The sequence below is a fragment of the Luteolibacter sp. SL250 genome (assembly GCF_026625605.1).
Taxonomy (GTDB): Bacteria; Verrucomicrobiota; Verrucomicrobiia; order Verrucomicrobiales; family Akkermansiaceae; genus Luteolibacter.
In genome coordinates this window covers 3,545,234-3,559,194 of record NZ_CP113054.1, presented here as the reverse complement: position 1 = coordinate 3,559,194, position 13,961 = coordinate 3,545,234, and the positions used below count along the sequence as shown (strand labels likewise).

Annotated in this window: 11 protein-coding genes; 4 read left to right on the top strand and 7 right to left on the bottom strand. The window is 64.3% G+C overall.

Going from position 1 to position 13,961, the window contains the following annotated elements:
* Nucleotides 1-36: 36 nt before the first annotated feature.
* Together OVA24_RS15480 and OVA24_RS15475 are read right to left on the bottom strand one after the other, a co-directional pair.
* A complete protein-coding gene (locus OVA24_RS15480; RefSeq protein WP_267670836.1) occupies nucleotides 37-3,510 on the bottom strand; it encodes a hypothetical protein in 3,474 nt (1,157 codons plus the stop codon).
* A 40-nt stretch (nucleotides 3,511-3,550) separates the two neighbouring features.
* A complete protein-coding gene (locus OVA24_RS15475; protein ID WP_267670835.1) occupies nucleotides 3,551-4,273 on the bottom strand; it encodes a Crp/Fnr family transcriptional regulator in 723 nt (240 codons plus the stop codon).
* A gap of 89 nt (nucleotides 4,274-4,362) precedes the next feature.
* Between OVA24_RS15475 and hmpA the strand changes: the two genes are divergently transcribed.
* Nucleotides 4,363-5,577, top strand: a complete 1,215-nt coding sequence (gene hmpA / locus OVA24_RS15470; protein WP_267670834.1) for an NO-inducible flavohemoprotein — start codon at nucleotides 4,363-4,365, stop codon at nucleotides 5,575-5,577.
* Nucleotides 5,578-5,587: 10 nt separating this feature from the next.
* On the opposite strand, the gene lipB is transcribed toward hmpA, so the two are convergent.
* On the bottom strand, nucleotides 5,588-6,208 hold the full coding sequence (gene lipB / locus OVA24_RS15465) for a lipoyl(octanoyl) transferase LipB (protein ID WP_267670833.1): 621 nt from the start codon (nucleotides 6,206-6,208) through the stop codon (nucleotides 5,588-5,590).
* A gap of 1 nt (nucleotide 6,209) precedes the next feature.
* Complete coding sequence (gene ruvC, locus OVA24_RS15460; protein WP_267670832.1) at nucleotides 6,210-6,713, bottom strand: crossover junction endodeoxyribonuclease RuvC; 504 nt, start codon at nucleotides 6,711-6,713, stop codon at nucleotides 6,210-6,212.
* Between the two features lie 138 nt (nucleotides 6,714-6,851).
* Between ruvC and OVA24_RS15455 the strand changes: the two genes are divergently transcribed.
* Nucleotides 6,852-7,190, top strand: a complete 339-nt coding sequence (locus tag OVA24_RS15455) for a hypothetical protein (RefSeq protein ID WP_267670831.1) — start codon at nucleotides 6,852-6,854, stop codon at nucleotides 7,188-7,190.
* 116 nt (nucleotides 7,191-7,306) lie between these two features.
* On the opposite strand, the gene OVA24_RS15450 is transcribed toward OVA24_RS15455, so the two are convergent.
* The 3 genes from OVA24_RS15450 to OVA24_RS15440 all read right to left on the bottom strand — a co-directional run bounded on the left by OVA24_RS15450 (nucleotide 7,307) and on the right by OVA24_RS15440 (nucleotide 10,277).
* Nucleotides 7,307-8,500: a DEAD/DEAH box helicase gene (locus OVA24_RS15450; protein ID WP_267670830.1), complete on the bottom strand. Its 1,194-nt coding sequence runs from the start codon at nucleotides 8,498-8,500 to the stop codon at nucleotides 7,307-7,309.
* A gap of 47 nt (nucleotides 8,501-8,547) precedes the next feature.
* Nucleotides 8,548-9,498, bottom strand: coding sequence for a hypothetical protein (locus tag OVA24_RS15445; RefSeq protein WP_267670829.1), 951 nt, complete (start codon nucleotides 9,496-9,498; stop codon nucleotides 8,548-8,550).
* Nucleotides 9,499-9,656: 158 nt separating this feature from the next.
* Nucleotides 9,657-10,277 (bottom strand): calponin homology domain-containing protein, encoded by a 621-nt coding sequence (locus tag OVA24_RS15440; RefSeq protein WP_267670827.1) that lies wholly within the window; start codon nucleotides 10,275-10,277, stop codon nucleotides 9,657-9,659.
* Nucleotides 10,278-10,508: 231 nt separating this feature from the next.
* On the opposite strand from OVA24_RS15440, the gene OVA24_RS15435 reads away from it, so the two are divergent.
* Nucleotides 10,509-11,174, top strand: coding sequence for an RNA polymerase sigma factor (locus tag OVA24_RS15435; protein ID WP_267670826.1), 666 nt, complete (start codon nucleotides 10,509-10,511; stop codon nucleotides 11,172-11,174).
* Nucleotides 11,164-13,956 carry an SUMF1/EgtB/PvdO family nonheme iron enzyme gene (locus tag OVA24_RS15430; protein WP_267670825.1) on the top strand — a complete coding sequence of 931 codons (2,793 nt, stop codon included), beginning with the start codon at nucleotides 11,164-11,166 and terminating at the stop codon, nucleotides 13,954-13,956. The genes OVA24_RS15435 and OVA24_RS15430 overlap by 11 nt, the downstream gene beginning before the upstream one ends.
* Nucleotides 13,957-13,961 lie beyond the last annotated feature (5 nt).

Sequence of the window (13,961 nt, the reverse complement as noted above, 5' to 3'; positions counted from 1 at the left end):
TTTTTGACGGAAATCTTCGCCGGAAATACGGCGTTCTCAAGGAGCCGCGGTGAGTCCGGCCCTCAGCCGGAAGAAACACCTGTCCCATCCGGTGGGGATCTCCGCGTGCATCCGGACGAATCCCGCGGGAACTCCATTCTGGTCGTCGGACGGTTGGAGGAGATCCGGCCGGGGAGTCCATGCCTCCAGGGTGTCGGAGACTTCCAGCGAGCAACCCAGCCGGTCGCCGGCGGTGTCGCTGCGGATGAGGGTCTCGAACCGTCCCTGTCTGGCGGAGAGGGGGAGGGGTTGATTGCTTCCGGGATCCGTCCCCAAGAGATACTCGAGGATGGCCGGGTGGCCGTCGTGGTCGGAATCGTCCATGGCGACGGCGGGGCGTCCCGCGCCGGTGGTGAGGCCCGCGTCCCGCGCCCAGTCCAGGAAGCGGTCGCGGACGGCGGCGGGACCGTAGGTGAACTGGGCGCTGGCGGTGGTGGCGGCGTTCGCTTTCACCCGCACCCAGTGGGCCTGGAACGCATCCGGAAAGGCGTGGGTGAACCTTTCGCCCGGCTGGACGGTGAAGGTGCCGTAGGTGGACCAGGTGTTGTCCGCCAGGAAATCCACCTCGACGGTGAAGGTGATGGGCCCAGCCGACTGGTGGGAGATTTCCAGCGATTTACTGCGGTAGCCGTACATCAGGTAGGGATCGGATGGCGTGTTGGCGGTGACGGGGGTGTCCAGCCATGGGCCGCCGGTGCCGCGCGGCTCGCCCATGCGCCAGATGTCGTCGATCTCGCCCAGCCAGAGCGCGGAACCATCGGTGGATTTCACCAATGAATCCGACACCGGGGCGGAGTCGAGCACTCCGGTGAGGACCAGCAAGCCACGCCAGGAGGCGAAGTCGGTGATGCGCTTGCCATGGGTGGAGATGGGCTGGAGCTTCCGCCTCCCGCCGGAGTTGTCACGCGGGACCTCGTAGAAGGTGCCGTGGCAGTTCAGCAGCACCCGTTCCGTGACCGCTTCGCGGAAACCGCGCGCCCATCCGGAAAGGAACTCCGCGTCGTAGAGCGGGTCGGTTTTCGGCAGGCGCAGCTTGGCCGGGTTCGTGTCACTGAGGACGACCCATGCGGACGCCGCGTCCGATCCGAATTCCTTCGTGGTCGCGGCAGCGGTCCGCATGGTGGATTCCGCGGAGGAGGACGCGACCGGCACGAGCTGCATCCCGCCGCCGATCTGGTGGTAGCCGGTGGTGGCGGCACCGGATGCGGGCTGGTGCCTGGAGGCGAATTCCAGCTTCAGATCGGTGCCGGACATCACCCGGATGAGCCCGTCGCTGGAGGCACCCGTTTCGCGGATGTCCGCCAGCGCGGCGAACCGGTCCGTCCCCGCGGAGGCGGGCGTGACGTGCGGATGCGGATTGGAGAGGAAGACGGTGGCGGTGATGCCGGTGGCGGCCGTGCTGGAGGTGAGCTTCAGCCAGGAGCCGGGCATGTCCTCCAGCGGTTCATGCAGGTAGCTCCCGGCAGGGACCGTGATGCTTTTCCATGCCTGCCAGCCACCTGCGCCGTCTGTGGTGGTGAGGTCCAGCATGAGCGGCGAGGGGCCGGTGTTGCGGACATGGAGCGTCCCGTCGCGGAATCCCGCCACCAGGAACGGATCGCTGGACTGTCCGGTGGCGACCGCCGCCGCGCGCCACAGGGTGCCATGGCCTTGCGGCGCGCCCCACTGGCGCAGGTCGGAGAGCTGGCCGAACCAGAAGTTCGACTGGGCGCGGGGCACCAGCGCGTTGCTGAACTTCGAGGTGTCGTTCTTCGCCATCACCAGGCGGCCTTCCCAGGTGCAGTAGTCCACCGGCATCTTGTAGTGGGAACAGATCGGCGTGAGGCCGGAGAAGTTGGCGGCGGAGAACGTTTTCGGGAAATCATAGAACATGCCGTGCATGTGCATGAGCAGGCGGCCGGGCAGCACCTCGCGGATGCGCGGCCATTCGGTGTGCCAGCCGTGGGCGCCGTCGTGGGTGCGGGACCCTTTGGGCAGCCGCCAGGTGTGCCACACCCCGCCTTCAAAGGTCCGGAGGATCACGGAGTTCGGGTCGAAGCCGGTCGTCCACACCGGGTCGGTGCTACTGGGATTCCCGTAGATGCCGCCGGGGCCGGTCACCTCGCAGGTCTGGACGCGGTGATGTTCCGTCCATGCGGTCATCCACTCCGGGTTCGCATTCCCCGCGCCGCGGACGGAACCGTCCCATGAGGCGAGGACGCCGGATTCCTGCGCCGGGTCGCTCGAATAGTCGTGGCGGCCGTTGTTCGCGGCGATGAACCTTCCCCCGCCCGTGTAGGCCCCCTTGCCGTGGTAGCCGAAAAGGAAGTCATCCCCGCCGCTCTGCTTGTCGGGGTAGCGCGTGATCACGCTGAGGTCCCCGGTGTCCACATCATAGACGCCGTCTTCCATGGTGAACATATAGACGCGGTTGGGATCGGACAGGTGCGCCGCGGTGGCGGTGATGCGGCCCGGCGCGCGGGTGTAGGGGATGGTCCGCACGTTCTTCGCGGCGTCGATGAAATGCGGGCCGATGATGAGCTGGTTCGACGTGGTGTGGATGAAACGGTTCGCCGGGGTGCCGCCGATGGACTCCGGACGGATGCCCAGGGACAGGGCGGGGGAGATCTGGTATAGCTTGTCGTCGCTGCCGTCCGGCCGGTGGGGGGCGTAGGTGACGGCCCACAGGTCGCCCTGCCATGGCACCACCGCGCCGATGCCGCATTCGTTCTCGCTGTTGGTGACCGCCAGGTGGGGATAGACTCCGGAAATGTTGACGATCTTCGGAGGTTCCGGCGGAGGGGGCAGCGTGAGCTGGTGGTCCGCGGCGGGCGGGGCCTCCGCCGTCGTGGTGATCGAGACGTTGTCCACCCAGTAGGAGTGGGCCGCCTTGTCCGGACGGTCGAAGCGGATGACGGAGATCCCGGATGAAGTTGCCGCGGCGGCGTTGCTGAAGGCGGTGAGGTTCACCGCCGCGTGCCTGGGGGCCGTCGAGCCATGATCGGACCAGACCAAGTCATAGTTCGCGGATGGCGTCCCGAACCCACGCCCGATGATGCGGAAGCGCATGATCGCCGCGGTCGGAAAGGTGAACGTGGTGCCGCCGGTGATCGAGGTGACGTTGTGGAAGGTGCCACCCGCGTTCAGTTGCACCGCGTTTCCCAGTGCTCCCTGCAGCTCGATGGCATTCCCGGCTCCGGTGTCCAGCAACACCCGGAACGACCGCGCGGTGGTGGTGCCCGCGACGGCCAGGTGGACGTCAAAGGTGAAGTCACCCCGCGCGGTGAACGCCTGCGAAAGCGTGGCCGTCGTGTTGTAGGGCAGCCGCGCCGCATTCGCGCTGCCGTCCAGTCCCGGCTGCTCGGCGATCACCCCGGTGGCGGTCCATCCAGACGTGAGGGGCGTCGATTCGAAACCCGGATTCACAAGCTGTGCCTGCAGTCCGGGGAGGCCGAGGATGATCGCCAGGAATGGGGGCGGCGGGATCTTCAAACGAAGGTGGGTTTCTCCCAGCCTGCGAAATCCCCGGTGGCTATGGAAGGGAAACTTTCGGCGTGAGCTGGCTCTCGAACAGCTCCCTCAGCGCGCGTGGGGACGGGATGCCGATCTGCCTGCCGGTCACGGACAGGTGGCCGGATTTCTTCAGCTTCGCCAGGATGCGGGAGAGGGTTTCCTGCCGTGTGCCCAGCTCCGCCGCCAGCACCAGCTTCGAGACGTGGAGCTGGACGCTGGCGGGCTTGTCGCCGGCCGGGCAGCGCTGGAGCAGCCAGTGGAGCAACCGGGTTTCCGCATCGCGCAGCTTGTAGCTTTCGATGGTGGACACCAGTTCATGGAGGTGGCGGCTGAGCGAGCCGAGCATGCGCATCGCGAGGTCCGAGCGCTCCCGCAGGTGGGCGAGGAATTCCTCCCCGGAGATGAGGATGACCTCCGTCGGCTCCAGCGCGCGGGTGTGCGCGGGGTAGCCCGGCAGCCCGGCCACCGCAGGCTCCGCGAACGACTCCCCCGCGTGGATGAGGTGGATCAGTTGTTCCCGTCCGGACTCATCCGCGCGGAACGCCTCGATGATCCCTTTCGTGACGACGAAGAAGCCGACGACCTTTTCCCCCTCGCGGAAAAGGATGTCGTTCTTCTTCAGCTTCCGCACGGAGCAGTACCCGGCGATCCGCAGCAACACATCTTCCGGCAGTCCGTTGAAGATGGTGGCCTGGTGCAGGGCGGAGGCGAGCGCGGCGCGGCGGATGCCGGAGGGTTTCATGGGGTGATTCTGTGGGTTTCTTGACATGGATCAAGAAGACGCTTGTCCCATGGTTGCTGGCGCTTCCCCCGGATTGTCCGATGGCACCGATGAACGCGAGCAACGAACCCGGCCTGAGCGAAGAGACCATCCGCATCGTGAAAAGCACCGCACCGGTGCTGCAGGAACACGGCGAAACACTGACCCGCCATTTCTACCAGCGGATGTTCCGTGAGAACCCGGAGGTCGCCCCGTTGTTCAACGCGAGGAACCAGCACGGCGGCACCCAGCAGCGCGCGCTGGCGGGGGCGATCTGTGCGTTCGCGGCGAATGTGGACCGTCTGGAGGTGCTGGGCGCGGCGGTCGAGGGCATCGCCCAGAAGCACGCCGGCCTGGGCATCAAGCCGGAACACTATCCCATCGTCGGCTCGAACCTGCTGGCATCCATCCAGGAGGTGCTGGGCATCCCGGAGGACCATGAGGTGATCCGCGCCTGGGCGGAAGCTTATGGATTTCTCGCCCACATCCTCATCGGCCGCGAGCGGTCGATCTATGACGAACAGGAAAACGCGCCGAATGGTTGGAGCGGCTTCCGCAAGTTTGTGATCCATCACAAGAGAGAGGAAAGTGGCGTCATCACGTCGTTCTACCTGCGTCCGGCCGATGGTGGGGGAGTCCCGCCCTACAAACCGGGGCAGTATCTGACCGTCCGTGTGCCGGACGGGAGCGGTGCCACCACCATGAGGAACTACAGCCTCTCCGGTGCGCCCCGGCAGCAGGAGTTCCGCATCAGCGTGAAGGCGGAGGAAAATGGTTACGTCTCCAACTATCTGCATGGCTCCCCGGAGGGGACGGAGCTGGAGATCGGCCCGCCGTGCGGGGAGTTCTTCCTCGATCCGGAGGTGACGAGCACGAAGCCGCTGGTCCTGCTGTCCGCGGGCGTGGGCATCACCCCGGTCTTGGCCATGCTGGAGTCGGTCGTGAAGTCACAGCCGGGACGGCAGGTGGTCTTCATCCACGGTGCGTTGAACGCCCGCACCCATGCCTTCGGGCACGCCGTCCGGAGGCTGGCGCAGGCCCATCCCAATGTCTCCACCCACTTCCGCTACAGCGACCCGCAATCCGGTGACGATGGCCATGACAGCGAAGGTTTCATCAATGCGGAGCTGATCGAAAGCCTCATCCCCGAAAAAGACTGCGAGTTCTATTTCTGCGGGCCGAAGCCGTTCATGGTCGGCATCTACCAGCAACTCCTGGAATGGGGCGTGCCCGGCTCGCAGGTCCACTTCGAGTTTTTCGGGCCGAAGGAAGCGCTGGTGGCTTGAGGGCGGGAACTCATTCCAACAGCCGGCGCATCTCCTCCCCGATCACGACGGCCGCCTCTGCGACGGTGATGGGGCGGCCCGCCTCCATCTCCAGGCTGGTCATGCTCACTCCATCCAGCCCGCACGGGGTGATGGCGAAGAATGGCGGCAGGCTTTCGTTGGTGATGTTGATGGCGAAGCCGTGCATGGAGATCCATTTCCGCACGCCGACGCCGATGGACGCCAGCTTCCGGTTTTCCACCCACACACCGGTGAGTCCCTCCCGCCGTCCGGCCCGCACGCCGAAGCGGGCGCAGGCCAGGATGAGCGCTTCCTCGATCTTCCGCAGGTGCTCGTGCAGGTCCTTTCCCCGGGTGGTCAGGTCCAGGATGGGATAGCCCGTGATCTGGCCGGGTCCATGGTAGGTCGCCTGCCCACCACGGTTCGTATCGTGGACCGGGTGGGGGAGCATCGAGGGATCCCGCAGCGACGACTGGTCCCTCAGCCGGCCGATGGTGTAGACCGGTTGGTGCTCCAGGAGAAAGAGCGTGTCCGGTGCTTCCTCCGCCAGCACGGCGGCCACGGTTTCCTCCTGGAGACGGAGACCGTCCTCATAGGGGATGAAACCGGGGAGATGTCGGATGTCCATCATGTCAGATCTGCCTGCGGTCGAGGAGTTTCGCCTTGAGCGGATCGGAAGCCTGGAGGTGCGCCATGCCGATGGCAAGGGCATCCGCCGCGTCCGACGGGGGATTCTCCGCCAGACCGAGCAGCGCGCGCACCATGAAGGCGACCTGCTGCTTGTCCGCGGTCCCTTTGCCCACGACGGCCATCTTCACCTTCTTCGGCGAGTATTCGTAGATCTTCAGCCCGTGGTCCGCGGCGGCGATCATGGCGCAGGCGCGGGCCGCCCCCATGGCGATGGCGGTCTTGTGGGACTGCACGTAGATGATGCCCTCCACCGCCACCTCCTCCGGCTGGAACTTCTGGATGACATTCACCAGATGCGTCCGCACCGCCGCGAGCGCCGCACTCTGCGGGATGCTCTTTGGAATGGAGATCACGTCGAAGGAAAGCACCACCGGCTTGCGCGGATCGCCCTCTAGCACGGCGTAGCCTGTGTTACGGACGGCAGGGTCGATGGAAAGGACGCGCACGGGAATTGTGATAAATCATTTCAGGGCTGCCACCGATGTTGGAACTTCGATTGTTCAATTAGGCTGAGATCCTCGTATTCTAAAGCTCCACTGCCGAGCATCACATTCAAAATCCTGATCCCGGAAGTAAAACAGGAAATGAGCCAATCCCTCCATCGTCAATGGAGGTCGGCCACTCCAATCACTAGGGCAGTTACCGAGCCGAAGATCGCCACGAACCTCAAAAAACTCGCCCCAAGAATGTTTAATATCCCGGAAGCGGCTTTGGCCCCGATGCCATCCTTCGTCATTCAACGTCCCGAACCGGTAGCGCACGCAATCGGTAAAAGCAATCTCGCCAATGTCATCTTCGTCGTAATCGGAGAACTGGAATGCGTTCATCCGGAAAGTCAGGAGCAAGTCATCACCTCGCCGTTCGGCACGGGGATCTGGGCTATTAGGTTCGGCATTCCATCCTCGATTGAGTTGATGAAATGAAGTAACCATGGCTCCTGGGTCTGGCTATAAGAGGATTCTCTTATAAAAACGCAAAAATGGTGGCTTTGAGACATCCATCAGGGGAAGAACCCGCATCAGATGGCGGCGGGGCGGAATCAACGCCGCTTCTTCCCGCCGACCTTCTTCCGGCGGACCGGCTTGATCGGGTCGGTGTCGAGCAGGGCGGTGTAGACGTACTCGAAATTGTCCAGCTTCCGGCGCGGGATGGTCTGGTCGATGAAGACCTCCACGGACTTCGCATAGTCCAGCTCGTCCGCGGTGAGGATGGTGAATGCGTCGCCTTCGGCGGCGGCACGGCCGGTCCGGCCGATGCGGTGGACATAGTCCTCCGCGTTTTCCGGAACACGGTAGTTGATGACGTGGGAGACGCTGGAGATGTCGATGCCGCGCGCGGCGACGTCCGTGGCGACCAGGATCTCGTATTTGCCTTCCTTGAATCCGGCCAGGGCCTTCATGCGGTCCGCCTGGTTGATGTCGGAGTGCATGGCGGCCACCTTCGGCTCGCCGCCGGCCTTGATCATGGCGGTGACTTCGTCCGCTTCCTTGCGGGTGCGGGTGAAGATCATCACGGAGTGGTATTCGGTCTCCTTCAGCAGGGCGAGCAGCAGCTCGTCACGCTGGTCCATGGCCACCGGGTAGAAGGCGTGGGTCACGCTCTTCGGCACCGACGTGCGGGCGATCTCGATGGAAACCGGGTCGGTGAGGCACCATTGGGCGAAGGTCTGGATCGCCGGAGGCATGGTGGCGGAGAAGAACAGCGTCTGGCGGCCTTCCCACGGGCAGAGGTTCACGATCTTGCGCACTTGCGGCAGGAAACCCATGTCCAGCATGCGGTCCACCTCGTCCAGGATGAGGATCTTCAGCTCACCGAAGCGCATCGTCGCGCGGTAGAAATGGTCCACCAGACGGCCGGGGGTGGCGACGACGATGTCAGCGCCGGCGGCCAGGGCCTCCGACTGGGCGCCGAGGCCCACGCCGCCGTAGAGCAGCGCCACCTTCATGCCGGTGTGCTTGCCGTACTTTTCAAACTGTTCCGCCACCTGGTGGGCCAGCTCGCGGGTAGGCTCGAGAACCAGGATCTGCGGCTTGCCGATCTTCTCCAGCTTGGAAAGGGAGGGCAGGGCGAAGGCGGCGGTCTTTCCCGTGCCGGTCTGGGATGCGCCGATGACGTCTTTCCCGGAAAGGATGATGGGAATGGCCTGGGCTTGGATGGGCGTTGGCGTGGTGTAACCGGATTCGCCGATGGCTTGGAGTACGGTTTCGGAGAGTCCTAATGTGTCAAATCCCATGTGTGGGGAGGTCTTTAGGGGGCGGAACCCCCGGGGTCAAGGGGGGATTAGGCTGCCGTTGCAGGCGCCTGGATGAGCAGGCAGTCCTCCAGGAAGGGCTGGAGAAGCTTCAGGAGAGGGGAGCCGGGGATGCGGTAGCGTTCCTCGAACCGCTCCTCGATGCTGCCGAGCGTGTAACCCAGATCATTGATCGCCATTTCATTCGGCATGCCGTGGAAGACCGCCACCAGCGAGATGAACGCGCCTTCGCGGACGATGACGTTGCGGTCGTCCGGCAGCTTGAAGTAGCGGCGGAGCGTGCCGTCCGTTTCCCGGAGTTGGAGCGCCAGCCGGTGGACCGTGCCTTCCACCCGCTTCGCGGAAGCGTGGCGGCCCGGGTTGGTGCTGGCATAGGAGACCAGCGAAAGATTGTGGGAATCCAGCAGGAAAACCTCGTCCACCTGGAACCGGTTCGTCTTCTCGAACAGGATGTCCTCGTAGGTACGGCTGGTGAACAGCGCGCGCATCCGCCATTTGAAGCGGTCCCACATGCCGGGATTGGTGAACGGCCTGCCAGTGGTGGGGGAATACTCCGCCAGGGCACGGCGGATGGTCGCCCGCAGCATCGGTTCCAGATGCAGGTCGATGGGGGATGCCTGGACGGTGATGCCCTTGAAGATCGGTGCGAAGGCCTCCCGCAGGTCATCGTCGGTGAAGTCCGGCTCGTCCGGAATGTCCCGTGAGATCGGAGCTGGTGATGGGATGGGCTCGGGGACTGCCGCCGGTCCGGCTGCGGGGGACGGCGTGACCGTTGGGGCGGCGAAGGTGGGCGTCGTCGGTTCGTGGAACTCCTGGGGAGGAACGAAGGTGGCGGAGACCTCCGGAGCCGGGGCCACCGGCTGGAACGGGGGGAGGGGCTGGAATGCGGGGGCGGCGGGTGCCGCTGCTTCCGGAGCCGGCAGGGGACGGAGGGGGGAGGACTGCGGGACCGCCGCCGTGGCTTGGGGGGGCTGGGGCATTTCCGGCCAGGCAGGCAGGACCAGCTTCCCCACCGGGATCGCTGGCTGCGCGGCGGGAACAGGAGAGCCACCCCATGGCGATGCGACTGGCCGTGTGGAATGGCCGGTGGCAGAGCTGGGATGGGCGGTTGGGAGTGGTTGCAGCGGATGCGCGGACATCATGGGGGGGATGCGTCGGCGAGAGGGAGGGGTGGGAGTTGGGAAATGGAATCCGCCAGGGCGCGCGCCGCTTCGGCGATTTTCTGGAACCTCTGCTCAAGCCGCGCGCTGTCCGGTAGCCGGCTTTCGACATCCGCCAAACGTCCTTCGATCGCGCTTTTCAAGGTATCGATCTCCGTCCGGATATGGTTGGAAATCTGTTGGTCCCGTGAGTTCAGGTGGTCCTGGAAAGAGTTTTTCCACGCTCCCAGCCATGATCCCAGCCGCTGCTCCAGTTGCTGGACGGCGGGCAGGGCGTCCGCAGTGGCGGGCCGGGCGGCGGCCACCTGCTGGATCTGCTGGGCCAGCCGCTGGATCTCCTCCCGCTGGAGGTAGTTCCGGCGTTCAAGCTCGTCACGGGTGTTGTCGGACAGCCTCGTCACGCTGTGCTGGAGCGCTTCCACACGTGCCTCCGCCAGCAGAACCCGTTCATCCAGCTTGGGATACGAGGCCTCCGGCACGTCGGACGCTTCCAAACGTGCCACGCGCTGCTCAAGCCTTTCCAGATGACGGCCTACGATGATCTCACGGATCCTCTCGACCGCCTGGGAAGCGTTCAATGGTGTTGTTTCGGGTGACATGTCATCTCTCCGTGGGGGGAGTATCCGGGGGGTGAATCCGGAACACGGGCTGAGTGATAGGACCGTTAGATAGTGCAAAAAGCGTGGGGTTGTAAATAAGTTCGGTGATCCTTCGTTTTTCCTGACTATTTTGCTTTCAGTAGCATAAAATTCATGCCTCTTTATCAGTGACTTGCGAAATTCCGCAATGAATGAAAGACAGCGCAGGGTTGTTCGGGTAAAGGAGGGCCGATGTCCGAGGACGATGTAGAGAAGGAAAACAAGGACGATGTGATCATGGCGGAGGCCTATGCGAAAACGCGCAAGAGCCTCATCGCCCGTCTGGACAACTGGGAAGACCAACGGACTTGGGACGAATTTTACCAAACCTACTGGCGGCTGATCTACTCTGTCGCCGTGAAGGCCGGGCTGCGGGCGGACGAAGCCTTCGACTGCGTGCAGGAAACCATCCTTTCCATCGCCAAGCAGAGCAAACGGAAGCTCTATGATCCGGAGCAGGGATCCTTCAAGACCTGGCTGATGAACATGACCCGCTGGCGGATCAACGACCAGTTCCGGAAGCGGAAGAAAGACACCGCGATGGCTGGTGGGGAGTGGGACAACGACCGGAAGACCGCCGTGATCGACCGGGTGGAGGACCCGAACGGGGACCTCCTTTCGCGCCTGTGGGATGTGGAGTGGAAAAAGAACGTCGCCGACGCCGCTCTTTCCAGGGTGAAGGCGCAGGTTTCACCGAAGCAGTACCAGATTTTCCACTATTACGTCATCAAGCAGTGGGACGCGAAAAAAGTGCAGGACCACTTGAACGTCAGTATGGCGCAGGTATATCTGGCGAAGCATCGCGTCGGCTCCGTGCTGAAGCGCGAACTCGCGAAACTGGAGGAAGATGCCGAGTAAATCCCGACCTGATCCTGTCATCCCCGACCATGAGATCCTCCGCAAGATCGGGGGGGGCGCTTACGGCGAGGTGTGGCTGGGCCGGGGGGTGACCGGTGCGCTGCGGGCGGTCAAGGTGGTATGGCGGGAGGACTTCGAGGACGCCCGCGGTTTCGAGCGCGAGTTCGAGGGGATCCTGAAGTTCGAGCCGATGTCGCGGGACCACCCCGGACTGGTCCACATCCTGCACGTCGGCCGCAGTCCGGACGGCGTTTCGTTCTACTATTACGTGATGGAGCTGGGGGACGACGTCCGCTCCGGCCAGAACATCAACCCCATCGAGTATGAACCGCGGACGCTGCGTGCGGACGCGAAGCAGGCATTGCACCCGCAGCTCGACACGGACACCTGCATCGATGTGGGCCTGCGGCTTGCGGAAGCGCTGCACCACCTGCATGAGCGCGGGCTCGCGCACCGCGACGTGAAGCCGTCGAACGTCATCTTCCTCAATGGGAAGGCGAAGCTGGCGGACATCGGCCTGGTGGCGGCGCGCGACCAGCGGACCTTCGTCGGCACGGAGGGCTTCGTCCCGCCGGAAGGCCCCGGTTCCGCGCAGGCGGACGTCTACAGCCTGGGCAAGGTGCTCTATGAGATCGCCACGGGAAAGGACCGCCTGGAGTTCCCGGAACTTCCGGACACGCTGCCTGCGGGCTCCCAGCGGAAGCGCTGGCTGGAGCTGAACCGGATCATCTGTGACATCTGCGAGCCACGGCTTTCCAAGCGGATGATCACCTCCGCGGCGGAGCTTGCGGAGGCCCTGCGGCGGCTCCAGCGCGGCAAGCGGGCGAAACGGAAGCGCAGTTTTTCCATGGTATGGGTCGTCTCCCTGCTGCTGCTCGGCCTGGCTGGCTGGGCGGGCTATGAGGTGACGAAACGGGGCAGGATCCAGAGCCTGGTCAACATCGTGAAGCCTCCGCCGGTGAATCGTCCGGTGGAGAAGTTCCGGCAGGTGAAGCTCATCACCATCCCGGGAAATGCGACGGTCTATGACGGGAAGGGAACCTACGTTGACCTCACGCCCACGCGTGAGATCAACGCCAAGCTGGGGCAGACCCTGGAGTTCCGCATCGAGCTGGCGAAGTACCAGCCGAAGGACATCAAGGTGACGGTGGTGGACGGGGAGGGCGTCATGGCGGTCATTGAAAACCTCCAGCCGGACCAGCCCCCGGAAGGCGGCGTGGTGTGGATGGACCACCTGCGCAACCGCTACAAGCCGCTCGACAGCCGGAAAGCCCACATCAGCGAGGGCTACATGAAAAAGAGGGACTGGCTCATGTTCAATGCGGCCAGCGCGCGCAAGACGGAGGATTTCCTGACGGTTTCCCAGAACGGCATCGAGACGGAGATCACGCTGGCGAATGACGAGGCGGCCCGCGCTTTCTGCAGTTGGCTGGAGGGTGAGGCGCTGCGCAACGGCCTGCTCACCCGGGATTTCGAGATGGTCCCGGACCGCGACCTTTCGTTCAAGGATCCGAAGATGACGGACGCGCAGCGGAAGGATGACCTGCGTCCGTTCTACGTCGTCGTCCGCAGGATCGACTTCGGCATGGTCCGCCTGAAGACGGACCCGCCGGAGGTGGAGATCTTCATCGACGGCATGCGCCGGGGGATGACGGACAAGGACGGCACCGTCCTGCTGGAGCGGGTGAAACCCGGCCCGCATACGAAGTTCACGCTGCTGAAGGAAGGCTTCAAGCCGCTGGAGTTCGAGATGGAGGTGACCGCCAGCCAGACCGCGGAGATCACCCGCAAGCTGGAGGAGAACAAAGGCATCATCTTCGGCAAGGACTGGAAGAACACCCTGGGCATGGAGTTCGTGCCGCTGGGACCGGATATGATGGTGGCGAAATGGGAGAGCCGCGTGGCGGACTACCGTGCGTTCGTCACCGGCTACAATGCGAACCTCGCCCGCGAGCAGGAAGCCGCCGGACCGGAGGCTGCCGACGACATCACCGGTGCGCTCATGCCGCTCACCATGCCGCTGGCGACGGATTTCTCCCAGGCGGATGACCACCCCGTCGTGTATGTCTCCAGGGACGACGCGGAGAAGTTCTGCGTCTGGCTGACGCGGAAGGAGCGCGAGGAAGGCCTGATCCGGGAAAGCCATGTTTACCGTCTGCCGACGGACCTGGAATGGAGCCGGATGGCCGGCATCGAGGATCAGGCCGGCAAATCCCCGCTCGCCCGGGACAGTGACAAGGCTCCCAGCTTTCCATGGGGCACCGTGTGGCCGCCTCCCAAAGGGGCGGGGAACTTCGCGGACACCAGCGCCGCGCTCGCTCCGGGGAAATCCTCCGACCTGTCGATCCCGGGTTACTCCGACGACAATCCGTACACCTCCACCGTGGGGATCTTCCCGCCGAACCGCTACGGCATCTACGACCTCAGCGGGAACGCGCAGGAGTGGGTCTATACGGACTGGAAGGACGCCGATGACATCCCCGTCATGAGCGCGGACGGCCGCCCGATCCGTGTCGCAAATGGGGATATCCAGATGGGTGTCCTCCGTGGTGGCGGTTGGGACACCTACCGCGAGGAAGCGTTGTACACCGGTTTCCGCAACTGGATCCCACCGTCGAAGGGGGATGCCTCCACCGGCTTCCGTGTCGTCCTCGTCAGGGTCGGCAATGGCAAGGAGATCAATCCGCTGGATCCGGCCCCGCCCGTTCCGCCCGTGATCCCCGGTTCCACGGTCCCACCGGTGCCTGCTCCGGTCCCGGCCCCTCCCATCCCTGGAAACTGATCATC

Coding starts and splice junctions, on each gene's coding strand:
- OVA24_RS15475 (WP_267670835.1), bottom strand. CDS start 4,273: ATGAAACCCTCCGGCATCCGCCGCGCCGCGCTCGCCTCCGCCCTGCAC.
- OVA24_RS15445 (WP_267670829.1), bottom strand. CDS start 9,498: ATGCCCCAGCCCCCCCAAGCCACGGCGGCGGTCCCGCAGTCCTCCCCC.
- OVA24_RS15440 (WP_267670827.1), bottom strand. CDS start 10,277: ATGTCACCCGAAACAACACCATTGAACGCTTCCCAGGCGGTCGAGAGG.
- OVA24_RS15450 (WP_267670830.1), bottom strand. CDS start 8,500: ATGGGATTTGACACATTAGGACTCTCCGAAACCGTACTCCAAGCCATC.
- OVA24_RS15435 (WP_267670826.1), top strand. CDS start 10,509: ATGTCCGAGGACGATGTAGAGAAGGAAAACAAGGACGATGTGATCATG.
- OVA24_RS15430 (WP_267670825.1), top strand. CDS start 11,164: ATGCCGAGTAAATCCCGACCTGATCCTGTCATCCCCGACCATGAGATC.
- hmpA (WP_267670834.1), top strand. CDS start 4,363: ATGAACGCGAGCAACGAACCCGGCCTGAGCGAAGAGACCATCCGCATC.
- lipB (WP_267670833.1), bottom strand. CDS start 6,208: ATGATGGACATCCGACATCTCCCCGGTTTCATCCCCTATGAGGACGGT.
- OVA24_RS15455 (WP_267670831.1), top strand. CDS start 6,852: ATGAGCCAATCCCTCCATCGTCAATGGAGGTCGGCCACTCCAATCACT.